Genomic DNA, 23063 nt, shown 5'->3' on the forward strand with positions numbered 1-23063 from the left:
CTTTGTCGCAAAGGTCCGGCCTAACCGCTGACAATAACGGTTGACGCTCAGCGGACACGAACGCCGGGATCAACCGCCGTGCGCGTCCAGTGGGGCAATCACAGTTTGCTGAACAGATTCAGCGCTGACAGCTGGGTGAAGACCAGTTGTGACGCTTGCAACATGGTTTTCTGCAGGGTCAGGCGGGCAATGGCGTCAACCGGGTCAGAGGCGGTGATGCTGCTGGACTCGTTGGAGCCGTTGTCCAGCAGGTTCTGGTTGGTCACGCTCTGGTCGGTCGCTGTTTTCGCACGCGCACCACCGTCGCTGACCGCGTCGTTGATCTGGTTGGCAGCGCTGGTCAGGTTGCCGATCGTCGACGTCAGCGTGGCCTGCAGTTTTTGCTTGGCCACCGGGTCACCGTCGACCTTGCCGTTCAGCGCGGTGATGACGCTGGACAGGGTGTTGAGGATGTTCTGGTTCTGCTGGCTCGCTGGCTGCGCAGTGAACTGGTCGCCGCTGGCCAGGGCCACCGGCGATCCGCTGAAGGTGAACGTGACACCTGACGCGACCGCCTGATTGGCCACCGGCGTGCCGGTCAGGGTGCCGCTCGACACCGGCTTGCTGGTGGCAGCATCGTAGGGCGCCGCGTACAGCGCAAAATCCGTGGCGCTGCTGAAGCGAATGATTGCGCCGCCCGAGGGAAACGTCTCGTTGAATTTGGTCTGGTCGGTGACCTTGGAATCGGTGACCACCGTGGTCGACGGGTTTCCCGGCAAACGCGACGTGCTCACGGTGCTGTTGGACACCGCCAGCGTGAACGTGTGGCCGGCCACGGCGGTGTCGGCCTGGGCCGAGTTGCCGTACTGGGCATCGGTCAGATTGACGTTCAGGTCAATTTGAAGCCCTCGAAAACCGACGGTCTGGTTGGCGGCGCTGGTGGACGTGAACTTGCCCGCCGACGAGGCTTCTGCCGTGACGTCGGTGCCGTCCTTGTCGAGAATCTTGAACTGAGTGCTGCTCTGGAACGAGATGCTGTAGGGCTCGCCAGGGGTGAATTTGGTGTTGTACTCAGCCGAGTTGGTCACGCTGCCACCGGACAGCGCGATCACGTTGTCATTGACCGCCGGTGAGGTCAGGGTCATTGAGGTGCGCGTGGTGTTGATCGCCTGCTCGAATGCATCCCAGCCAGTGGTGTTGCTGGCCATGGTGATGCCACTGCCGACTGCCAACTGATTGCGGGTCTGATCGCCCTGATAACTGTAGGTGCCGTCGGTGCTGAGGGCGTAGGGCGCCGTGGTGCCCTTGGAGCCGGAGAACAGATAGGTGCCATCGGCGTCCTGGCTGTTCATCAGGCCCAGAATCTGCGTCTGGACTTCTTTGAGCTCGGCTGCGTTGGCCTGACGGTCTTTGTCGGTAAACGTCGCGTTGCCTGCAGCCAGCACCAGTTCCTGCGCCCGTTGAATCGCTGATGTCACGGCGGTCAGCGCGGTTTCGGTCTGCACGACACCGGTGTTGATGGTGTCGATGTTGGACTTGTACTGATTGAGCATCGTGCCCATTTGCTGCAATTGCAGCACACGGCCGGCGCCCACCGGGTCATCGCCAGCGGTGTTGAGCTTGACCTGACTGGCCACTTCATCGCCGGTCTTGGTGACGTTGGCGTAGGTGCGCGAGTAGTTCGCCGCACTGGTTTCGTAAAACTGGGTCGTTGAGATACGCATGGATTACGATTCCTTAAAGACTGTTGATCAGCGTGCTGAAAATGGCTTGAGCCGCTTTGATGATCTGCGACGAGGCGGTGTAGTACTGCTGATACTTGACCAGGTTGGCGGCTTCTTCATCCAGCGACACACCGGAAACGCTGTCGCGCGCGGTCTTGGCCTGGGTCAACACTGCGGTGGTCGCCGTGGTGTCATTCTTGGCCTGGGCGGCCTTGCTGCCCACCGTGGTGATCATGTTGGCGTTGGCACCGCTCAGGCTCATGCCGGTGCCGTTGCCCGCTGCGGCGTCGAGGGTCTGTTTGGTTTGCAGGGTCCCCACCGATACCGCGTTGCGGTTGTCCGAGGACCCGGCGCCGGTCATCGCGATGCTGTAGGTGTCGCCGCTGTTGGGCTTCCCGGCGATGGTCATCCCCAATTTGAACGACTGCGCCGCCCCCGACGAGTCGGTGTAGCCCACTTCCAGACTGATGTCGTTGGACGAGCCTGGAACCACAGAGCCGGTGATCGCGTTGCCTGACTTGTCTTTGACCGCCGCACCTTGAGCATCGACCAGCGAGTAGCTCTGAGCACCATTGGTGACATCGCCCATGAGCAAACGCATCGGCGTCGACGCTGTGAGCGCATTGCGCAGATCGGCAGTGGCCGTCGGATTGTAGATGTCGGCCTGGGTCGACAACACGGGCTGGGTGAACGTGCCCGAGCCTTTGCTCACGATGGAGCTACCGGTCAGCGGACTGGCCGAGGCGATGGCTTTCGGGTCGGTCATCACCACCTTGATGCCGTCAGCGCCGGTTTTGGTCGGGCTGATCTTGAAGCTGTCACCCTCGGTGGAGGTGCCGTTGAATTTCAGCGAGAAGCCGTCGATGACCGGCGCCGAGGTGGCGGCGGTATTGTAAGAACCCATGTCCTTGCCGTCCGGCAGACGCTTGACGCTGTACTGGCCGCTGGCATCGGTGAAGGTCACCTGATAATCGTTGGTCTGCAGCGCGCCGCTGTTGGCAATGGACACCGCGAAGTTGCCCGACGACTGATCGTTGGTCTTGTTGGCAAGGCTGCGCTGGCTGGTCAGGCTTGGGTCATTAACGCTGACGAACAGATTGCTGCCGAAATTGCCGTTGGCGTCCACACCCTGGTTGAGCTGGCTGTTGATCTGATCGGAGGCGACCACCGCCAGACGGCCCAGCTCGCTGGCGGCTGGCTGCAGCACTTCACTGCGATACCGCAGCAGGCCGCCCAGGGAGCCGCCGGTCACCACGCTTGAGACATCGACGACGTTGTTCTGATATTTCAGTTTCAGCGCGTACACGCTCGGGTCGCTGTCGCTCGGCACTGCGCTCAATGTGTTGGCGGTGGTGCCCGTCACCAGCGGCTGGCCGGTGCCGATATAAACGTCATAGCTGCCGTTGGTTTCAACGACCTTGGCGCCCACCAGTTCATTCAACTGGCGTACCGCTTCGGTACGCGAATCGAGCAACGTATTGGGCTGACCGCCGGAAGACTGGGCCTCGGTGATCTGCTTGTTGAGGGTGGCAATGGACGACGCCAGTGCGTTCACCTGCCCTGTTGCCGTGGTCAGCTGGGTGTTGATGCTCGCGTTCTGGTCCTTCATCTGCGACGAGATGGTGTTGAACTGACCGGCCAGGGCCGATGCACTGGTCAGAAACGTCGTGCGGGCCGCGTTGTCGGTCGGCTTGGACGCGAGGGCGCCCAGGTCAGTGAAAAACTTTGCCAGCACGGTGCTGACGCCGGTCGAGCTGTCCGACAGGATCGAGTCGAGCTTGCTGGCCTGGCTCAGGTACGCGGTGGCATCGGCGTTGAGCGAGGTACTGGTCTGCAATTGGTTATCGAGGTAGCCGTTGTAGATGCGGCGCACGTCGGACAACGTCGTACCGGTGCCGATGAAACCGACGCCGATATTCTGCTGAGCCCCGGCGGTGGTCATCACTTGCTGACGCGAGTAGCCCTGCGTGTCGACGTTGGCAGTGTTGTTGCCGATCGTCGTCATCGCTGCGCTGCTGGCGGTGAGTCCCGAAAGCCCGATTGAGATCAGTGACATGGTTCAAACCTTATAAAGTCGTGGAAGAGCCCGAGGCGGATGCGTAGGTCTGGTAGCTCTTCATCTGTTTCGCTATCTGAGAAATCTTGCTGGCATAGGACGGGTCGGTTGCGTATCCGGCTTTCTGCAGCTCTTTCACAAACTGTTCCGGGCTATCGGCTGATTTCAGGGTTTCTTTATAGCGACTGTTGTTCTGCAGGAAGCTCACCAGGTCGTGGAAGCTGCTGGCGTACGAGTCGTAGGCACGGAAATCCGCCGTTTCCTTGACCATCTGGCCGTCGCGGAACTCACTGGTAATTGCACGTGCTTCCGGTCCTTTCCAGCCGCCCTGGGCCTTGATGCCGAACAGGTTGTAGCTGCTGCCGCCATCGGACTGACGCATGATCGATTTGCCCCAGCCGGTTTCCAGCGCGGCCTGGGCCACCAGCACGCTTGGGTCGACGCCAATGCGGGCCGCGGCGTCTTTGGCCAACGGCATCATCGTGGCGACGAAGTCGTCTTTGTTGGCGAACGCGCTCTTGCCCGGCGCCAGCGGCGTCTGCACGCGGCTGCGCACATAAGCGTCGGCATCCGCGGCGTATTGCGGCCCGACCGTCCAGTCGCCATTGCCCTGGGAGCCCGCGCTCTTCGCGGCGGCCACGGCATTGGAAACGGCAATCCGGTTTTTCAGTGTGGTGGCGCTGGCGGCAGGGTCCTGGGCACCCGATGCATTCGGCACGATACCGGCCATGATGCGGTCGCTCAGCTTGCTTGGCAGCGACAGGCGACGGGAGTTGAGCGCCGCCACGTCGTTATGCACCGCGCCGTCGCCGGCGTCCGGAGCTGTCACCGCACGGCTGGCCCACAGCGGGCGTTGAGCGATACGCGTGGCCAGGCCGGCTTGCGCAGGCGCGTCGGCTTTGCCGTCGACCTTCGCCTCCGTTTTGCCACCGGACACCAGCCCGGTGCTGGCCGGTGCAATTTCAGCGCCCTTGTTTTTCGACAGTTGACGCATCAGCACGTCCTGCAGACCGATGCCGCCACCCTCCCGGGACATGCTCACCGACAGTTGCTGGTCGTACATGTCCTGATACTGCCGCGTCGCCGCAGTGTTCATCGGGTTGTCCTTGGCAAGCACCTCGTTGGCCGAACGCATGGCCTTGAGCATCTGGCTGACGAACAGCGACTCGAATTCCTGCGCGACTTTCTTGAGGTTGCCCTCGCTGTCGCGATCACCGGTTTTCATGGCCGTCAGACGATTGAGGTCGGTATACGCACCTGAATCACCGGAAGAAACGCCGCCGCTTGGAATGCTCATTCAGATTGCCTCTTAAATCACAATCAGGTCGGCTTGCAACGCGCCAGCCTGTTTCAGTGCTTCGAGAATCGCCATCAAGTCGCCTGGCGCTGCGCCCACCTGGTTAACCGCGCGGACAATTTCATCCAGCGTGGTGCCCGGACCGAACTTGAACATCGGGTGCATTTCCTGCTGGGCGTTGATCTTCGAGCGCGGGACTACAGCAGTCTGGCCGTTGGAGAACGCGCCCGGCTGACTGACGATCGGGTCTTCGGTGATGGTCACGGTCAGGCTGCCGTGGGTGACGGCTGCCGGCGAAACCTTGACGTTCTGGCCGATGACGATGGTACCCGTGCGCGAGTTGATGATGACTTTGGCGGAGGTCTGGCCCGGATCGATTTCCAGGTTTTCCAGCACCGAGAGGTAATCAACACGCTGGTTGGGGTCCAGCGGCGCGGTGACCCGCACAGAGCCGCCGTCCAGCGCCTGAGCCACGCCAGGGCCAAGCATGTCGTTGATCTTGTCGACGATGCGCTTGGCGGTGGTGAAGTCGTTGCGATTGAGGTTCAGGGTCAGGGAGTTGCCCTGGTTGAAGCCACTCGGCACGGCACGTTCAACCGATGCACCACCTGGAATGCGCCCGGAAGACGGCACGTTGACGGTGATCTTCGAACCGTCGCGGCCTTCGGCATCAAAGCCGCCGACCACCAGGTTGCCCTGGGCCACGGCATAGACGTTGCCGTCGATACCTTTCATCGGGGTCATCAGCAGGGCACCGCCGCGCAGGCTTTTCGAGTTACCGATGGACGATACGGTGATGTCGATCTGCTGACCCGGTTTGGCGAACGGCGGCAGGTCGGCGTACACGGCCACGGCCGCGACGTTTTTCAGCTGCACGGTGCCCGAGCCCGCCGGCACCTTGATGCCGAACTGCGAGAGCATGTTGTTGAAGGTCTGCAGGGTGAACGGCGTCTGGGTGGTCTGGTCACCCGTGCCGTTGAGCCCCACCACCAGACCGTAACCGATCAACTGGTTGGTCCGTACGCCGGAAATGCTGGCGATGTCCTTCAGGCGCTCGGCGTGGGCGCCCAGTGCGGTGGTGAACAGCAGCACTGCCGCTATCAGTTGCTTGAACGTGATCATGGCTATCCCGCTATCAGAAAGGGAACAACGGGCTGAGGAAGAATCGGTCGAACCAGCCTGGCTGACTGGAATCGGCAAACGCGCCTGTACCGGAATAAGTGATGCGTGCATCGGCAATACGGGTCGACGACACGGTGTTGTCGGTGGCGATGTCGTCGGCGCGAATCAGGCCGGCGATGCGCACCAGTTCGTCACCGGTGTTCAGGGTCATCCACTTCTCGCCGCGCACCAGCAAAATGCCGTTGGGCATCACGTCAGCGACGGTCACGGTGATCGAGCCGGTCAGGCTGTTGCTTTGCGCGGCCTTGCCATCGCCCTTGGTGGCGCGGTCGCCGCTGTAGCCGGCGTCCAGGCTGAGGTTGCCGCCGCCCACGGGGTTATTGGTGCTCACGCCCGCGCCAAACAGCGAGGTCAGGCCGAGGCTGGTTTTACTGGTCTTGCTGATGCCGGAACTGGCGGCCTTGCTGGCGGCCATGCGCTCGGACAGGGTGATGGTGATGATGTCACCCACCCGATACGCTTTGCGGTCGCCATAAAGGTTCTGTTCGAAACCGGCCTGATAAATCGAACCGTTGCTGGCCGCTGATGGCAGCGGCGTGCGCGGCAACACCGGCGCGTAATAAGGGTCATTGGGTTTGGCCGCAGGCGCAACGCAGCCGGTCAGCAGCGCGATACCGCACACAGGAGCTGCCAACAGGGAAAGCCGCAATACAGAGAGCCGTTTCATGACACTTAAAACCTCGCGGTGTAGCAGGCGGTTTTCAGGCGCCCCTTGGAATTGATCAGGTGTTTCGCAGCAGGACATCAGGCGTTTCAAGAAGGGCTTACAGGTTCTGGGTCACGTACTGCAGCATCGAGTCAGCGGTCGAGATCACTTTGGAGTTCATCTCGTAGGCACGCTGGGTGGTGATCATGTTCACCAGTTCTTCAACGGTGCTGACGTTGGAGTTTTCCAGGGTGTTCTGCTTGACCACGCCCAAACCGTTGAGGCCCGGCGTACCGACCTGGGGTGCGCCGCTGGAAGCGGTTTCCAGGTACAGGTTGCCGCCCTGGGATTGCAGGCCGGCCGGGTTGATGAAGTCGGCGGTCTGTACGTTGCCGATGATCTGCGGCGTGGCGGCGTTGGCCGATGTAGTGACCGAAACCGTACCGTCTTCGCCGACGGTGAAGGTCTGCGAGTCCTGCGGAACGACGATAGCCGGCTCCAGGGCATAGCCGTTGGAGGTCACGATCTGGCCGTTGCTGTCCAGGTGAAACGTACCGTCACGGGTGTACGCCAGGGTGCCGTCAGGCTGACGGATCTGGAAGAACCCACGACCGTTGACCGCCATGTCCAGCGGCTGATTGGTGGTCTGCAGGCTGCCGGCGGTGAAGTTTTTCTGGGTGCCGACGATGCGCACACCGGTACCCAGTTGCAGGCCCGATGGCAGCTCGCTGTCCTGAGTGGACTGGGCGCCTGGCTGACGCTTGATCTGGTAGAGCAGGTCCTGGAATTCCGCACGGTCGCTTTTGAAACCGGTGGTCGAAACGTTGGCCAGGTTGTTGGAAATGGTCGTCAGGTTGGTGTCCTGGGCGGCCAGACCGGTTTTAGCAACATAGAGTGCCGGAAGCATGTTTGAATCTCCTCGAGCGCCTGTTTATCGGCGCAAGCTGTCAGTCATTAGCCCATTTGCAAGACGCGAGCCATCGACTCGTCATCCTGCTCGGCGGTCTTCATCATCTTGATGTGCAGTTCGAATTGGCGGGACAAGGCCAGTACCGAGGTCATCTCGTCGACGGCGTTGACGTTGCTGGCCTGCAGAAACCCGGATTCAACCTGAACCGTAGCGTCGGCTTGCGCCGGTCTGCCGCTTTTGGTGTGCATCAGGCCGTCGGGGCCTTTTTCCATGGTGGTCTGGTCGCCTTTGACCAGTTTGATGCGGTCGATCTGGGCCATGACCTGGGGACTCTCGCCCAGCGAGCGAACGCTGATGGTGCCGTCGGCGCCGATCTCGATCTGCTGCTGCGGAGGCACGGCAATCGGCCCGCTGTTGCCCATGACCGGCAAACCGTTGCCATCACGCAACACGCCGAGGGCGTCGATGTTCATGCTCGAGGTGCGGGTGTAGGCTTCGCCGCCGTCAGCGGTCTGCACCGCCATCCAGCCGTCGCCTTTGACGGCGACGTCCAGTTCGCGGCCGGTGTCGACCATCGCGCCTTGGCTGAAGTCAGTGCCCGGACGTTCGCTCATGGCGTACGCCCGGGACGGGTTGACCTCGCCGAACACGGGCATGGAACGCGCCTGCTCGAGGTCGCGCTGAAACCCGTTGGTCGAAACGTTCGCCAGGTTGTTGGCATGGGCCTTTTGGGCGATGGCGTTTTCCGACGCTCCGCTCATGGCCACGTATAGCAACTTGTCCACAGTCTTCCTCCTCCGACAGACGCTTGCCGCCTGTAGCTGTACTGAACAGGTCTTAGCAATAATCGAACCAGTTTTTGAGCGGAGAGACAAAGCGTTGATTCTTCAATGATTCCGGCCGCATTTGGCGGACTGGGATCCGGTTTGAGCCGCCTCGCGACAGCAGACTGCCGGTTTCCTGCAAATTGACGGCAGCGAGCGCCAGAAAACTTTCCATGGGGTGCGAAACTTGCAGCGTTTTGTGAATTCGCTTGAGTCGCTACGGAAAACTGTCATGGGTCTGCGCATTGCCCTGCTCCTCACAACAATCGCTTGCTCGCTTGCCGTATGGGCGGCACCGGCGCCCTATTTCCTCTGGCAAGGCGCCCACCGCACGGTCTGCGCCCAGACCAGCCCCGGCGAAGGCTGGACCCGGATCAGCGCCGCATATGTGAAGTCGGATTGTTCGATTTGATTGGTATCGATCTGCTACAGCTTGATCGCCTGACACGCCGCCTTCCCGGCTAAAGCCGGTCTCACAATGGTCCCGGCACAACCGGATATCCCTGCTCGGCGCAAGACCTGTAGGAGTGAGCTTGCTCGCGAAAGCGGTTTGCCTGTGCCATCCATCTCGCCTGACCCACTGCATTCGCCAGCAAGCTGACTCCCACAGGTTCTGTGCATGACGCCGATCCCCTGTAGGAGCGAGCTTGCTCGCGAAGGCGGTGTGCCTAAGACGCATCAATCGTCTGACACCCCGCCTTCCCGGCTAAAGCCGGCCCCTCATTCGTGTTCACGTGAAATCCGGCATCAGGTCGCGCGTATCAACGTCTGCATCAGTTCCGCCTCCGTGGACAGGGTTTTCGAGTTCGCCTGATAGGCCGTCTGCGCCTGGATCAGCTCCACCAGCTCATTGGTCAACGTGACATTGGAGCCCTCCAGCGAGTGGCCGATGACGCTGCCCAGCGTGCCGGCACCCGGGGTGTCGTAATTGGCGACGCCGGAGGCCAGGGTTTCGACCCAGCGCGTGTCGCTCACCGGCTGCAGCCCCTGGTTGTTGGCGAAGCTGGCGAGCATGACCTGGCCGACGTTGCGATGCTCGCCATTGCTGAACCCGATCATCAGCATGCCGCTTTTGTCGACCGTCAACTGAGTGGCCTGCCCTGCCGTGTGTCCGTCAATGACGATGTTGCTGCTGCCCGTGGCGGCGTTGTGCTGACTGATGTTGTTGAAGTCCATGACAATCCCGTCGGCATTTCCCACCGCGCCGTTCGCCACCCAACGCCCGCCTGGCTTGTTACCGTCCAGGGGCTTGGCCGGCACCCAACCACTGAGGGTCAGGGTGTTGTTGGCGGCGGTCAGCCACTGGCTGCCCGTCAGCGACTGCAGCGAGCCGCCGGAGTCGAACAGCATGCTCGCCGTCGACGGCGCCGTGCTGGCCGGGTCCTGCGGGTTGCGCCCGTCGATCAGCGTATGCATCTTCCAGCTGTTGCTGCCGTCTTTGACAAAGTACTGGGTCATCTCGTGGCGCATGCCCAGGCTGTCGAACACGCCGTAGGTGAACGCCTTGGTGTAGGTGGTGATGTCCGCAGGATCGAACGCCGGTACAGGCCGTGGCATGAGCGGATCGGCCGGGTCGAGCACGGGCAGGCCGCCGTCCAGCAGCGGCAGTGAGATCGGTCCCGGAGAAGGCGCGGGGCTGGCGGTCCAGGTGCCGTTGACATTGACCGCCGGGCGCCATGTCTGCAGGGACAACTCGGTGTCGGAAATCATCTTCACCGCCGCCGTCGCGCCGGTGACCGAGAGTCTGCCGGCCGCAGACACCTGCAAACCCATCTCCAGCGGCGCGGTACTGGTAGGGTCCAGCGGATTGACGCCGTCGATGAGAAGGTAGGACGTCCAGTTCTTGTTTTCGGTCTTGACGAAATAGTGCTTGAGCTCGTGATCCGTTGGCGGAACGCCGGCGTCCTGGATCAGCCGCCCCGTGACCCGTGTGTACGTGGTCGGGTCGCCGGGGTCGAAGCGCGGGATGGCGCCGAGTGACGCCGACGCCGCGTTCAGGTTGAGGGTCTGCTCCATCTTGCCGGTGGCCTTGGGCGACATGCCGGCGGCGTCAATCTTCAAATCCGTGCGAACGCCGCTGATCACCTTTCCGTCGTCCGTCACCCCATAGCCTTGCAAGCGGCTGCCGTGGGAGTCGACGACAAAATTCTGCGCATCCTTGATAAAGGCCCCTGACCGGCCGTAGCTGATGGAACCAGCGTCACTCATGACAAAAAAACCGCTGCCCTGAATGCGCATGTCGAGCGCCCTGCCCTCGCTGGTGATGACTCCGCCGGGCGCAAAGTTCTGCGAAACGTTGGCCAGTTGAACGCCGTCACCTGCGGCCGTACGACTGCCGCCGAGCATCGATGAGGAATAGACCGCCGAGAACTCGGCGCGCGAAGATTTGAAACCGGAGGTGTGGACGTTGGCGATGTTGTTGCCGGCCACTTCCATGCGCTTGTGCGCCGCGTGCAAACCAGAAACCGCTGTGTTGAATGACATGAACACTCCCTGAGTCGTTGTTCAACGACACGTTCGTCGATGCATCGAGATCGCGGGCAAAGGAATGCAATCGAAAGGGCCCCTTAGATGGCACCGCTCAATGGCATTTATTTGTCAGCGAACTTGATTCTCGCAAAGACGAAAGTAGGAAGTTTCCAGTTGTAGAGTGGGACGGCTCTCGATATTTCCTGCCAAAAAAAGGCATAAAAAAAGCCCCTCAAAGAGGGGCTTCATCGAGCGTGTCCAGCGACCGTTATCAGGTCATCTGAATGATGGTCTGCATGATGGTGCTTTGCGTCGAAATGGTCTTGGCGTTCGCCTGATAGTTGCTTTGCGCCTTGATCAGGTTGACCAGCTCACCGGTCAGGTCGACGTTGGATTCTTCCAGCGCCTGCCCGGTCAAGTAACCCAGCGTACCCGACTGCGGCGCGCCCGTGACCGGAATGCCCGATGCGGACGACTCGCGCCAGTTGGTGCCGCCTGCCGGTGCCAGACCCTGCACGTTGGCGAAGTTGGTCAACGACACTTGGCCGATCACCTTCGACTGACCATTGGTGTAGGTCGCGAACATGTTGCCGGTGGCGTCGATGTTCATGGCCGTGATCTGGCCGGTGGCGTAACCGTCCTGAGTCTTGCTGATTGCACCGGACACTGCGTTGGTCTGGGTGGTGGCCAGCATGTTGAGCTTGATCCCGCCCGCATTCGCGGCCGCGCCATTGCTCGACCAGGTGGTAGTGCTGCCGACAGTGGTCTTGGCAGCCGGCACCCAGTTGTTGATAGAGAAGATCCCGTCCGTGCCCACGCTCACGTTGGGCGAGTTGGTGGTATCCGGGCCGCCGGCGCCGCTGGTGATCAAGCCACCCGACGAATCGAAGGTCACGGCTGTGGCGTCAGCTTTGGTAGACGTTGGATCGTTGATGCTGCGGCCATCGACCAGGCTGTACATGGTCCAGGTATTGGTGCCCGTCTTCGAAAAATACTGGTCGAGGGTGTGCTGGTTGCCCTGACTGTCATACAGCGGCGTGCTGTAGGTGGTGGTGTAACTGTTGGTGTCCGAAGGCGAGAATGTCGGAACCGTCGGCAAGGTCGACGAGGAGTTCAGGTTGGAAGCGACTGTGATGACACCCGTGCTTTTCGGCGCCAGGTTCGAGGAGTCGACACGCAGGTTGCTCAGCACGCCGGTGGCGACATTGCCCTGGCCGTCGACGCTGTAGCCCTGCAGGTTGTTGCCCGCTTCGTTGATGACGTAGCCATCGGTGTCGGTGTGAAAAGCGCCCGCACGGGTGTACAGCTTCTCGCCGTTGTTGCTCAGCATGAAAAAGCCGTTGCCGTTGATCGCCAGGTCCAGGCTGCGGCCAGTACCGGTGTTCAGCGTGCCTTGGGTGAACTGCTGCGACACGGCGGCGGTGGAGACGCCGCTGCCGGTGTTGGTGCCACCGGAGGTGCCGCGAATCGATTGGGCGTACTGGTCAGCAAACTCCGCACGGGAAGATTTGAAGCCGGTGGTCGCGACGTTGGCAATGTTGTTGCCGGTAACGTCCAGACTTTTGTTTGCCGCGTAGAGCCCACTAAGACCAACATTGAAAGACATGATTAACTCCTGCGCCGTCTAGTCGGCTCTAAATTCCGATTTGCTTGATATTTGCCAGTGCCACCTGGGTGCCGCCGGCGAGGTTCAACGTCATGTCAGAGCCCGTTGTCCCCATGGTCACGCTGTTCACTGTCGCCGGCAGGTAGGTGCTCAGCTGAGTGCCTTTACCGTCCAGCTTGCCGTTGGCGACGAAGCTGTAGTTGCCTGCTTCCACCGCTACGCCGCTGTCATCCTTGCCATCCCAACTGAAGGCCGTGGTGCCCGCTTTCTGCGTGCCCAGGTCGATGGTGCGCACGACGTTCGTGCCGGTGCTGTCGTAAATCTTCACCGTCGTGTCGGAGCTGGACGATGGCAGCACCACGGAACCGGTCATGGCCTTACTGGTGTCGACGTAGGTCGACCCTGCGTCCACGGTCACCGAACGGCCGACCAGCGACGAGGCCTGCAACGCCTGGGACGACTGGTACATGGTGCTGATCGAGTCGACGGAGGTGCTCAGGTTCTGCATGGTTTCCAGGCTGCTGAACTGGGCCAGCTGCGCCACGAACTCGCTGTTGTCCTGCGGATCGAGCGGGTTCTGGTTCTGCATCTGCGTGACCAGCAACTGCAGGAATGAATCCTTGCCCAGCGAGCTGGACCCGGTGAGGCTGCTCGTGCTGGATTTGGTGCTGGTGCCTGTGGTTCCAGGGGTCGTGCTTTGCAACCCTTTGAGGAACGACGAGGTAGCGTCTGTGTTTGAGACCGTCATGGATTTCGCCCTTTATCACTGACCCAGGGTCAGGACCTTCTGCATCATGGTTTTCGCGGTGTTCATGATTTCCGCGTTGGTCTGGAACGAACGGCTGGCTGAGATCATGTCGGCCATCTCGTTGACGACGTTGACGTTCGGGTAATACACGTAGCCGTTCTTGTCGGCTGACGGGTGGTTTGGCTCGTAACGTGCTTCGAGGTTTGAGGCGTCTTCGACGATGCCGGACACCTGCACGCCGACGCCGGCCTGACCCTGCTCTTCAAACAGCGATGAGCTGCCACCGGATTCCTGACCCTGAAAGACCGTGGCGAACACCGGATGTCGGGCGCGGTAGGTCTGGTCCATGCTGGAGGACACGGTTTCGGCGTTGGCAATGTTGCTGGCCACGGTGTTGAGGCGGGTGTTCTGGGCACTCATGCCGCTACCGGCAATATTGAAAACACTGGACAGGGACATGGATTACTCTCCGCGCAGGGCTGCAACCAGCCCTTTGAATTTGCTGTTGAGCAAGGTGAAGCTGGCCTGAAAACCGATGGCGTTTTCGGCGTAGTTGGCATTTTCGACCTGGGAGTCGACGGTGTTCTGGTCGAGCGACGGCTGCGACGGGGTCCGGTAGAGCAGGCTGGCTTCGCCATCGCTCATGCCTTCGGCTTCGATGTGACGGTTGTTGGTCATGTCGAGGGCGAAGTGGCCGTTTTTGCTTTTGTCGCTTTCGGCGGCCAGGACTTTGGAGAAGTCGAGGTCACGCGCCTTGTAGTTGGGGGTGTCGGCGTTGGTGATGTTGTTGGCCAGCACTTCAGCACGCTGGGCGCGGAAGTTGAGCGCTTTTTCGTGGATGCCGAGGGCGTTTTCAAAACTGATGCTCATGTCGGGACCTTTGAGGGCTGACCAGATGTACGTGCAGGAGTTATAGCAAGGTGCGTGCCACATGCTGAAAGTGCGTGTTTCCGGGGGCTGCAGGGGTGTTGGTGCGGGGTGATGACAGAAAAGCGGCAAGGGATTTCCGCTCCGGGGGAGGAAAGCGGCAAGCGCGGTGCCGTTTTTTTGCCGTCACGGGGGTCCGTGCTCGACCTTGCAGACAATCAAAAGCATCTGCCTCACGGCAGATATTTCGCCTTCGGCGAGTTACTTGGAAAAGCACCCCAAGTAACCAAGGGTGCTTGCTCCTGGTTAGGCCCCTCGTACCTCGGGGTTCCCTCACTCCGACGACGCTCCGTGGGCCCGCGCCGAACGGACATCCATGTCCTGACGGCGCTCTCGCCGCATCCATGCGGCTCGGCCCACTGCGCGTCGTCTGCGTTCGGCCTGCACCCAAGTCGCGATGGGTGTCGTCTGGGCTAGCTGGGTATGAAGATCAAGATCAAGATCAACAGCAGATCAAGATCAACGGCTTCCTGGCTAAAGCCGGTCCCACTGGGTGCCCGTTGTCTCAACGATCTTTGGTCGTTCATCGTTTTACCTGACGGAACGCATTTTTTCTGTAGGAGCCGGCTTGCTGGCGAACCCGATGAGTCAGGTATGAATAGATCGACTGACAGAATGCATTCGCCAGCAAGCCGGCTCCTACAGTGAGATCGTGTTCACCCAGTGGGACCGGCTTCAGCCGGGAAGCCTTTGATCTGCCTTTGATCTTCATACACAGATGGTCCAGTCACCGCCAATCGCGACTTGGGTGCAGGCTGAACGCAGGTCTCGCGGAGTGGGCCGAGCCGCAGGGATGCGGCGAGAGCGCCGTCAGGGCATGGATGCCCGTTCGGCGCGGGCCCACGGAGCGGGACCGGAGTGAAGGAACCCTGACGAAGGAAGGGCCCAACCAGGAGCACAAAGCCCTTGGTTACTTGGGGCTTTATCAAGTAACTCGCCGAAGGCGAAATATCTGCCGTGAGGCAGATGCCCTACCAGCGCCAACACAAAACAAAAAACCCCGCCTAAGCGGGGTTCTCATCAAATCAAAACCGGAGCCAATCACTTGGCCTGATAAATAATCCCGGGACTGCACTGCACCATTTGATAATGATCGGGCAACCCGTTCAACGCCTCCGACGCCCCAAGGAACAGATACCCCCCAGGCTTCAACGTCGAATGGATACGCAACAAAATATCCTTCTTCACCTCCGCCGAAAAATAAATCAGCACGTTGCGGCAAAACACCATATCGAACTTGCCCAACGCCGCATAACTGTCTAGAAGATTGAACGAACGAAACTCCACACGGCTCTTGATCGGCGCCTTCACCGTCCAGCGCCCTGGCGTCTTCTGATCGAAGTAACGCTGCAGACGATCCGGCGACAACCCCCGGCCAATGGCCAGACTGTCGTACTCGCCCGTCTTGCAATTGTTCAACATCAAACCCGACAAATCCGTCGCCACAATCTGCGCGCCCGACTTCAGCTGCCCCGGGTTACTGCGCTCGAACTCATCGATAGACATCGACAGCGAATACGGTTCCTGCCCCGACGAGCACGCCGCCGACCAGATCCGCAAACGCTGGTTGGGGCTGGCCTTGATCGCCTCCGGCAACACCTTGTTCTTCAGCACCTCGAAGGGATACGTATCGCGAAACCACAACGTCTCGTTGGTGGTCATCGCATCCACCACCTGCTCGCGCAACCCGCTGCGCGGCTGGGTCTGGATACGCTGGATCAGCTCACCCAACGACTTGATGGACTGCTGCTCCATCAACTTGTTAAGGCGGCTGGAGACCAGATACTGTTTATTTTCACCCAGCAAAATGCCACAGGCTTTTTCCAGGAACACCCGGAACTGATCAAAATCCAAATTACCTGTCGACATGCCGCCTCTCAAATCATGTGAACAGCAAGGAGGAACACCCCTCCTCAGCTGATATCTGCCGCCTTGATACGATCTACCACCCTCGCCGCCAGATCGTCCGGCCGGAACTTGGCCAGGAAGTCATCAGCGCCGACCTTCTTGACCATCGCCTGGTTGAACACGCCCGACAGCGACGTGTGCAACACGATGTGCAACTTCTGCATGCGCGGGTCGCTGCGAATCTCCGCAGTGAGGGTATAGCCATCCATCTCCGGCATTTCAATGTCGGAGATCATCATCAAGAATTCTTCTTCCGGTTTCTTGCCTTCGTCTACCAGTTTGCGCAGGAACTCGAGCGCCTGACGACCGTCATTCAACGCCGTGACTTCCACGCCGACAGTCTGCAGGCAGCGCGTCACCTGTTTGCGCGCCACGGAGGAATCATCAACCGTCAACACGCGCAACGAGAGCGCCTTGTGCTGCACCTCCGCAGTGACCACGCCGACCGAGATGTTTTCGGAGACTGGCGCTACCTCGGCAAGGATCTTCTCGACGTCGACGATTTCCACCAACTGATTGTCCAGACGCGTCACCGCCGTGAGGTAGTGGTCGCGACCGGTTCCCTTGGGAGGCGGGTGAATGTCTTCCCAGTTCATATTGACGATGCGTTCCACCGCATGCACCAGGAAACCCTGAATCTTGGTGTTGTACTCCGTGATGATCACGAAGGAATTGGCGATGTCGCTCAACGGCTTGCCGCCGGTCGCCAAAGCCAGATCAAGGATCGGGATGGTTCCGCCACGAATATTTGCCACACCGCGCACAATCGGACTGGATTTGGGCATGTGGGTAAGTTTCGGGCATTGAAGCACCTCTTTTACCTTGAACACGTTGATCCCATACAACTGCTTGCCGTCCAACCGGAACAGCAACAGTTCAAGGCGGTTCTGCCCTACCAGTTGAGTGCGCTGGTTTACTGAATCCATCACACCAGCCATGCACCACTCCTCCCAAAACGACCAATTGCGCTACCGAATCGGTAAGCGGCACGGGCCTTGCTATTTACTCATCATGAACACACAAACGACAGTATCCCGACGCCCGGCACCCGCAACCCGCAGCTTTCTCTGCGTGCTGGTCGCGCTGTGTCTGTTGTGTGCCGCCAGCCTGAGCCGCGCGGACAACATGACCTTGCCTGAAACACTTATCGGCGTGACCCAGGGCTTTCTTGAATTCACAGTTGAAGACTACATGGCGACCAATCAAACCGCCGGCCGCTATGAAATCGAAGTCAAGCAGCTGGACCCGCGTCTGCGCATGCCACTGTGCGACAAGGATTTGACAGCCTCACTGGAAAGCCCCGCCCAGCCCATCGGCCGCGTGACGGTGAAAGTGCGCTGCGAAGGCACGTCTCCGTGGACGGTGTTCGTGCCGGCCCAAGTACATCTTTACCGCAATGTGGTCACCGGCGTGCGGCCAATGAAACGCGACGCGATCGTGACTGAAAACGATGTGGCGCTGCGCGAACGTGACGTAAGCCTGCTGGGGCAAGGCTTTCTGGATTCGCTCGATCAGGCGGTCGGGCAGAAAGTTGTCCGACCAACGGTCATCGACCAGATCCTGACCCCGGTCCACCTCGACCAGCCGCAAATGGTTCACAAGGGCGACCAGGTGGTGATCAGCGCGCGCAGTGGTTCCATGAGCGTGCGCATGCCGGGCGAAGCACTGTCCGACGGCGGTTTCAACGAGCAAATACGGGTGAAGAACCTTAATTCCCAGCGGGTGATCAAGGCCAATATCGTTGCGCCCGGACAAGTTGAGGTCGCTATGTAACTGACATGTGAAGGTAAGACCTCTGGCGCTGCGCTTGCGCTTTTCCTACACTCGGAACCCCAGTGCTCCGTGCGAAGTCCATTCGAGACTGTTTTCGCACGAGCCCTAAAGTTATTCCGGGTCGGGCCGAAACCAAGGCAAGCGTCCTAGAACCCAGAGGTTTTTCAATCATGGTCATCGACTTCAATCGTTTGAATAGCTCCACTCCCGTCAGCGGTACAACACGTACCGCCAGCACCAAGGAAGCCGGCAAAACCGAAGCTACGGCGGCGGTCAGCGGCACTTCCAGCGTGCCGGGCAGTGGTGAGGCAGTACATTTGAGCAGCGAAGCTCAACAGTTGCAGAAGATCAGTGATTCGTTGCGTGATCAGCCCGTCGTCAACAGTGCCCGTGTGGCCGAGTTGAAGCAGGCGATCGCCGACGGCAGCTACAAGGTCGACAGCAATCGTGTTGCTAGCAAACTGCTTAACTTCGAAGCCCAGCGCTAGCCCCCGGTCTGCGCAGGGGCTTCTGGACGCTTAAACACCAGGGCATGCGATGCAAGACACTACATTGCTTCAACTGATCACGGACGACATTGCGCCAACCCGGCATTTGCTGGATATCCTGAAGGCCGAATCAGTGGCCCTTCATGGGCGCAATATGGTCGAGATGGAACACATCCTGGCGCAGAAACAGGCGCTGGTGATTGTGCTCGAGCAGCATGGACGCCGACGTACCCAGCTGATGACCAGCCTGGGTCTGCCCGCCAATCGTGCGGGACTCGAAGAAGTGGCGAAACATTCGTCAGTGGGTGAAGCCTTGTTGACCGCGGGCGATGAACTCAGCGCACTGATGAGTGAATGCCAGGCGGCCAATGAGCAAAACGGCAGCCTTATCCAGCTCCAGCAACTCACCACGGCACAGCAGTTGAGGATTCTCAACGGCGGCGACACGCCCACGCTTTATGACAGCCGCGGCTCGACGTCGGGCAAGGCCAGGCCGCGTCCGCTTAGCCAGGCGTAAGTTCTTGTATCAAGGTGCGCACCGTGGTGGCAATATGCCGCCCGCTGCCGTTATTTGCCTGGAGATGGATAGACCGTGAATGCCTCAAGCGCGGAAGATGTTCCGCAGCCCCCGAAGGTACTGACCACCCCGCTGGAAATCGCTGCCAATCTGCGGCTGCTGATGGAAAGCCATGACCCGTTGATCATCACGTTCCACGAACGCACCCAGCGTTTTCAGAGCTACGTGATCGATGTCAACCGCGACACCAATCAAGTCATTTTCGACGAGATGATCCCCCGTGACGGCGAGCGTTTCCTGGCCAGCGGTGAACCCTTCCGGGTCGAAGGTTTTCACGACGGTGTGCGCATCGCCTGGGAAAGCAAAGCCCGGCTGACGGTGATCGAAGAGCCGCGCAGTTATCGCGGCCCGCTGCCTGAAGAAGTCGTCTATCACCAGCGCCGCAATGCCTTTCGCGCGGCCCTTAAGCTGGCTTCCCTGATTGATGTCGAGATCGGTGGCGAACGGCTTAAATCCCCGTTACGCGGCAAGCTGCTGGACATCTCCGCGACCGGGTGCAAGCTGCGCTTCGAAGGCGATGTTTCCGAGCGCATGCAGCTGGGTCAGGTCTATGAGCGCTTTATCGCCTCCCTGCCCTTCGGCAACATGACCACACCCGTTGAACTGCGCTATCTGCACTTCGAAGAAAGGATCAACACCACGTTTGCCGGCGTGCGCTTCCACAACATGAGTGGCCTGGTGCAGCGTCAGGTCGAGCGCCTGGTCTATCAACTGCAGCGCGAAGCGCGACGCTTCGACAAAGACGACGATTTCTGATCGTTGGCGGTAACCCGGCCGGTGCGCTCTATGGCGTGCTGGCGGGTTGCCGCAATTACCCTGCCTCCCCTCACACAGCCGCCATCGTCCCACTCTAGCTCTGAGTGCACGAGACTCAGGTGAAACACCGGAATTGTAGGAGTGAGCTTGCTCGCGAATGCGTCGTGTCAGGCGAAATCCATGTCACTGATACTCCGTTTTCGCGAGCCAGGTGGAGCGCCACCCTGGTCGCTCCTAGAGGTTTGCGATGCTGCGGGGGTATACCCAATCAGCCCAGCCTCAATCACAACGGCCGATCCACCCCGACATCCCGCCGCACTTCAGCCGCCTCCTCCGGTCCAGCCGCACCAGGTTCAGCAGCCACTTCCTCGTCCATAATCGCCACCGGCCGCACAACGCCTTCACCCGACGCCACGACCCGCTCCACCATCTCAGGCTGTACTTCGGCATCCGCTGCCACATCCGGCGCTACCTCAGGTGAAACCTCCGGCTCCGGCTCAACGTCCTGCATCTGATCCTGCACCACCTGTTCATCAACCCGAGGGTCAAGGGCGACCACCAGCGGCGAGCTGGACATGCTGTCAGGCATGGCGACGTGATGCAGCGGGGCGTCTTCGACCTGGTGCAGGTTGGTGACGGCTTTCGGACGGATACGCAGCACCAGCACCAGCGCCACCAAGCAGACGAAGGCGTAGAGCATGTTGCTGCCAAACATCTTCATCAGCACGCCGGACACCAGCGGGCCGATACTCGCCCCGACGCCGTAGGTCATCAGCAACATGGCGGTCAGGGACACGCGGCGTTCGCCTTCAACGTGGTCGTTGGAGAACGCCACCGCCAGCGGATACAGCGAAAACTGCAGCAGGGACGCCAGGAAGCCCACTGCCAGCAGCAGCTCCATCGGCACATCCGGGAGGATCGCCAGCGGCAGCGAGGCCAGCACCAGCAAGCCGGCCACGCCGCGGATCAACCAGGCACGGTCATAGCGGTCTGACAGCTTGCCCAGCGGGCCTTGCACGATAAGGCCCGCGCCGATGCAGCTGGCCATGAACAGGCCGACATGCTCGGTCGACAGCCCCTGTTGCGCGGCATACAGCGGCGCCAGGCCGTAGAACGAGCCGATGATCATGCCGGCGCTCAACACCGTGGTCAGGGATTGCGGCACCCGGCGCATGAAGAACAGCGGCTCCAGCGGTGCCGGGTGCATCGGCGCCGGGTGAATGCTGCGGGTCATGGCCACCGGCACGAGGCAGAGGGCGAAGCACATCGCCACGAGCATCAGCAGTTCAGGGCCCAGTTGCGGGTGGATGACCAGAATCAGCTGACCGAGCACCAGCCCCAGGTACGACGCGATCATGTAGAGGCTGAACACCGTGCCGCGCTGCTTGGGCGAGGCCTGCTCGTTGAGCCAGCTTTCGATGACCATGTACTGGCACATCATGCCCAGGCCGACAATCATCCGCAGGAAGATCCACGCCGGCAGGTAATCGAACAGCCCGTGGCCCAGCACCGCCGCGCCGACAATGCCGGCGCAGGTGGCATACGCCCGGATGTGCCCGATCCGGCCGATCAGCCGGTGGCCGATCTTGCCGCCCAGGGCCAGACCGACATAGTTCGCCGCCATCAACGCACCGACCCACAGGCCATCGACCTGATCGGCGGCCAGACGCAAGGCCAGGTAGGTGCTGAGCAGGCCCGAGCCGATCAACATCATCAGCGAGGCAAAATACAGCGCTCGAAAGGACTTCCAGATTTGGCGCATAGCTTTCCAAAAGACGGAAACCCTCGATTTCAGAGGATTTCCGAACAGCGATTCTTAAGCCTGAGCGGCCAGAACGCGGCGCTCCCAGGGGGTAATTTCGTTGAAGAAGCTGGTCAGTTCCAGGGTCTTCGACGCGACGTAGCCTTCGATGAATTCGGCACCAAACAGTTCCTTGGCCAGCGAGCTGCGAGTCAGACGTTCCAGAGCAGCGTGCAAGGTACATGGCAACGACAGATTATCGGGCACAACGAACTCACCTTGAATAGGCGGCGACGGTGCCAGCGTGTGCTCAATGCCATGAAGCCCCGCAGCCAGGCTGGCGGCGATGGCCAGATACGGGTTGGCGTCGGCGCCGGGCAGACGGTTCTCGACCCGACGGGCGACCGGTGCGCTGGCCGGAATGCGCAGACCCGCCGCGCGGTTGTCGTGGGACCAGCAAGCATTATTCGGCGAAGCAAACGGATGGCACAGGCGCTGATAGGAATTGACGTTCGGCGCGAACAACGCGGTGAAGTCAGCCATCGCGGCCTGCTGCCCGCCGATGAAGTGATGAAAGCGATCAGTGGCCTCGCCCTGATTGTCGCTGAAGATGTTCTGGCCGGTGCTGGTCTCGACCACGCTCTGGTGAATGTGCATGGAACTGCCGGGCGTGTGCGCCAGCGGTTTGGCCATGCACACCACAATCAGGCCGTGCTTGAGCGCGACTTCCTTGAGCATGTGCTTGAACAGAAATGTCTGGTCGGCCAGCAGCAGAGGATCGCCGTGCAGCAGGTTGATCTCGAACTGGCTGACGCCCATCTCGTGCATGACGGTGTCGCGGGGCAGGCCCAGCGCGGCCATGCAGGCATAGATTTCCTTGAAGAACGGTCGCAGGCCGTTGTTGGAGCTGATGCTGAACGCCGACTGGCCGTCCTCGCGCCGACCGTCCAGACCGACCGGCGGCTGGAAGGGCTGGCTCGGATCGGGGTTGGGCGCGAAGACAAAGAATTCCAGTTCGGTGGCCACCACCGGCGACCAGCCATGCCGGGCATAGCGGGCGATGACCGATTTGAGCTGGCCGCGGGTGGACAGCGGCGATGGCTGGCCGTCGAGCTCATCGGCGTCACAGATCGCGAGGGCGCGGGGCTCGTCGCTCCACGGCAGACGATGGGTCTGCTGCGGGTCGGCGATCAGGGCCAGGTCGCCATCGTCACTGCCATAGAATTTCGACGGCGGGTAGCCGCCCATGATGCATTGCAGCAGCACGCCCCGCGCCAGCTGCAACCGACGGCCTTCGAGAAAACCCTCGCCGGTCATCACCTTCCCTCGCGGCAGGCCATTCAGATCCGGCGTGACGCATTCAATTTCATCAATGCCCATCAGTCGCTGCGCGAGTGAATGGTGGTCATCGCTACTCATGACTCAAATCCTTTTTCGTTGGGCAGGCCGCAG

At 60.6% G+C, this 23063-nt stretch carries 21 protein-coding genes; 5 read left to right on the forward strand and 16 right to left on the reverse strand.

From position 1 onward, the window contains the following. Positions 1-98 precede the first annotated feature (98 nt). From FX982_RS24050 to FX982_RS24080, 7 genes are all read right to left on the reverse strand, one after another. Positions 99-1703: a flagellar hook-associated protein 3 gene (locus FX982_RS24050; protein WP_172612877.1), complete on the reverse strand. Its 1605-nt coding sequence runs from the start codon at positions 1701-1703 to the stop codon at positions 99-101. A gap of 13 nt (positions 1704-1716) precedes the next feature. After that, positions 1717-3759 carry a flagellar hook-associated protein FlgK gene (flgK, locus tag FX982_RS24055; RefSeq protein WP_172612878.1) on the reverse strand — a complete coding sequence of 681 codons (2043 nt, stop codon included), beginning with the start codon at positions 3757-3759 and terminating at the stop codon, positions 1717-1719. Between the two features lie 10 nt (positions 3760-3769). Continuing rightward, complete coding sequence (flgJ, locus tag FX982_RS24060; protein ID WP_172612879.1) at positions 3770-5056, reverse strand: flagellar assembly peptidoglycan hydrolase FlgJ; 1287 nt, start codon at positions 5054-5056, stop codon at positions 3770-3772. Positions 5057-5068: 12 nt separating this feature from the next. After that, positions 5069-6178, reverse strand: coding sequence for a flagellar basal body P-ring protein FlgI (locus tag FX982_RS24065; protein WP_172612880.1), 1110 nt, complete (start codon positions 6176-6178; stop codon positions 5069-5071). A gap of 13 nt (positions 6179-6191) precedes the next feature. Then, positions 6192-6905: a flagellar basal body L-ring protein FlgH gene (gene flgH, locus FX982_RS24070; protein ID WP_122534854.1), complete on the reverse strand. Its 714-nt coding sequence runs from the start codon at positions 6903-6905 to the stop codon at positions 6192-6194. Positions 6906-7002: 97 nt separating this feature from the next. Then, positions 7003-7791 carry a flagellar basal-body rod protein FlgG gene (gene flgG / locus FX982_RS24075; RefSeq protein ID WP_122534853.1) on the reverse strand — a complete coding sequence of 263 codons (789 nt, stop codon included), beginning with the start codon at positions 7789-7791 and terminating at the stop codon, positions 7003-7005. 47 nt (positions 7792-7838) lie between these two features. Beyond that, on the reverse strand, positions 7839-8579 hold the full coding sequence (locus tag FX982_RS24080; protein WP_122534852.1) for a flagellar basal body rod protein FlgF: 741 nt from the start codon (positions 8577-8579) through the stop codon (positions 7839-7841). A 271-nt stretch (positions 8580-8850) separates the two neighbouring features. On the opposite strand from FX982_RS24080, the gene FX982_RS24085 reads away from it, so the two are divergent. After that, positions 8851-9030, forward strand: a complete 180-nt coding sequence (locus FX982_RS24085) for a hypothetical protein (protein ID WP_172612881.1) — start codon at positions 8851-8853, stop codon at positions 9028-9030. Between the two features lie 335 nt (positions 9031-9365). Here the strand turns inward: FX982_RS24085 and FX982_RS24090 are convergent, their stop codons facing one another. From FX982_RS24090 to FX982_RS24120, 7 genes are all read right to left on the reverse strand, one after another. Beyond that, on the reverse strand, positions 9366-11102 hold the full coding sequence (locus tag FX982_RS24090; RefSeq protein ID WP_172612882.1) for a flagellar hook protein FlgE: 1737 nt from the start codon (positions 11100-11102) through the stop codon (positions 9366-9368). A 256-nt stretch (positions 11103-11358) separates the two neighbouring features. Beyond that, positions 11359-12693 carry a flagellar hook protein FlgE gene (gene flgE, locus FX982_RS24095; RefSeq protein ID WP_172612883.1) on the reverse strand — a complete coding sequence of 445 codons (1335 nt, stop codon included), beginning with the start codon at positions 12691-12693 and terminating at the stop codon, positions 11359-11361. A gap of 28 nt (positions 12694-12721) precedes the next feature. Next, complete coding sequence (locus tag FX982_RS24100; protein ID WP_172612884.1) at positions 12722-13441, reverse strand: flagellar hook assembly protein FlgD; 720 nt, start codon at positions 13439-13441, stop codon at positions 12722-12724. A 15-nt stretch (positions 13442-13456) separates the two neighbouring features. After that, on the reverse strand, positions 13457-13900 hold the full coding sequence (flgC, locus tag FX982_RS24105; RefSeq protein ID WP_122624313.1) for a flagellar basal body rod protein FlgC: 444 nt from the start codon (positions 13898-13900) through the stop codon (positions 13457-13459). A gap of 3 nt (positions 13901-13903) precedes the next feature. Continuing rightward, positions 13904-14311, reverse strand: a complete 408-nt coding sequence (flgB, locus tag FX982_RS24110; protein WP_074893064.1) for a flagellar basal body rod protein FlgB — start codon at positions 14309-14311, stop codon at positions 13904-13906. Between the two features lie 1098 nt (positions 14312-15409). Further along, positions 15410-16237: a protein-glutamate O-methyltransferase CheR gene (cheR, locus tag FX982_RS24115; RefSeq protein WP_172612885.1), complete on the reverse strand. Its 828-nt coding sequence runs from the start codon at positions 16235-16237 to the stop codon at positions 15410-15412. A 44-nt stretch (positions 16238-16281) separates the two neighbouring features. Continuing rightward, a complete protein-coding gene (locus FX982_RS24120) occupies positions 16282-17214 on the reverse strand; it encodes a chemotaxis protein CheV (protein WP_172612886.1) in 933 nt (310 codons plus the stop codon). 73 nt (positions 17215-17287) lie between these two features. Here FX982_RS24120 and flgA point away from each other — a divergent pair, with 73 nt between their 5' ends. From flgA to FX982_RS24140, 4 genes are all read left to right on the forward strand, one after another. Continuing rightward, positions 17288-18049 carry a flagellar basal body P-ring formation chaperone FlgA gene (gene flgA, locus FX982_RS24125; protein WP_122624334.1) on the forward strand — a complete coding sequence of 254 codons (762 nt, stop codon included), beginning with the start codon at positions 17288-17290 and terminating at the stop codon, positions 18047-18049. A 170-nt stretch (positions 18050-18219) separates the two neighbouring features. Beyond that, positions 18220-18537 carry a flagellar biosynthesis anti-sigma factor FlgM gene (flgM, locus tag FX982_RS24130; RefSeq protein WP_122534841.1) on the forward strand — a complete coding sequence of 106 codons (318 nt, stop codon included), beginning with the start codon at positions 18220-18222 and terminating at the stop codon, positions 18535-18537. Positions 18538-18586: 49 nt separating this feature from the next. Then, positions 18587-19054, forward strand: a complete 468-nt coding sequence (locus FX982_RS24135; protein ID WP_074893095.1) for a flagella synthesis protein FlgN — start codon at positions 18587-18589, stop codon at positions 19052-19054. 75 nt (positions 19055-19129) lie between these two features. Further along, complete coding sequence (locus FX982_RS24140) at positions 19130-19870, forward strand: flagellar brake protein (protein ID WP_122534840.1); 741 nt, start codon at positions 19130-19132, stop codon at positions 19868-19870. A gap of 283 nt (positions 19871-20153) precedes the next feature. On the opposite strand, the gene FX982_RS24145 is transcribed toward FX982_RS24140, so the two are convergent. Next, a complete protein-coding gene (locus FX982_RS24145) occupies positions 20154-21632 on the reverse strand; it encodes an MFS transporter (protein WP_172612887.1) in 1479 nt (492 codons plus the stop codon). A 54-nt stretch (positions 21633-21686) separates the two neighbouring features. Continuing rightward, positions 21687-22928, reverse strand: a complete 1242-nt coding sequence (locus FX982_RS24150; protein ID WP_172613173.1) for a glutamine synthetase family protein — start codon at positions 22926-22928, stop codon at positions 21687-21689. Between the last annotated feature and the right edge of the window lie 135 nt (positions 22929-23063).

This window comes from Pseudomonas graminis, from assembly GCF_013201545.1.
Lineage (GTDB): Bacteria > Pseudomonadota > Gammaproteobacteria > Pseudomonadales > Pseudomonadaceae > Aquipseudomonas.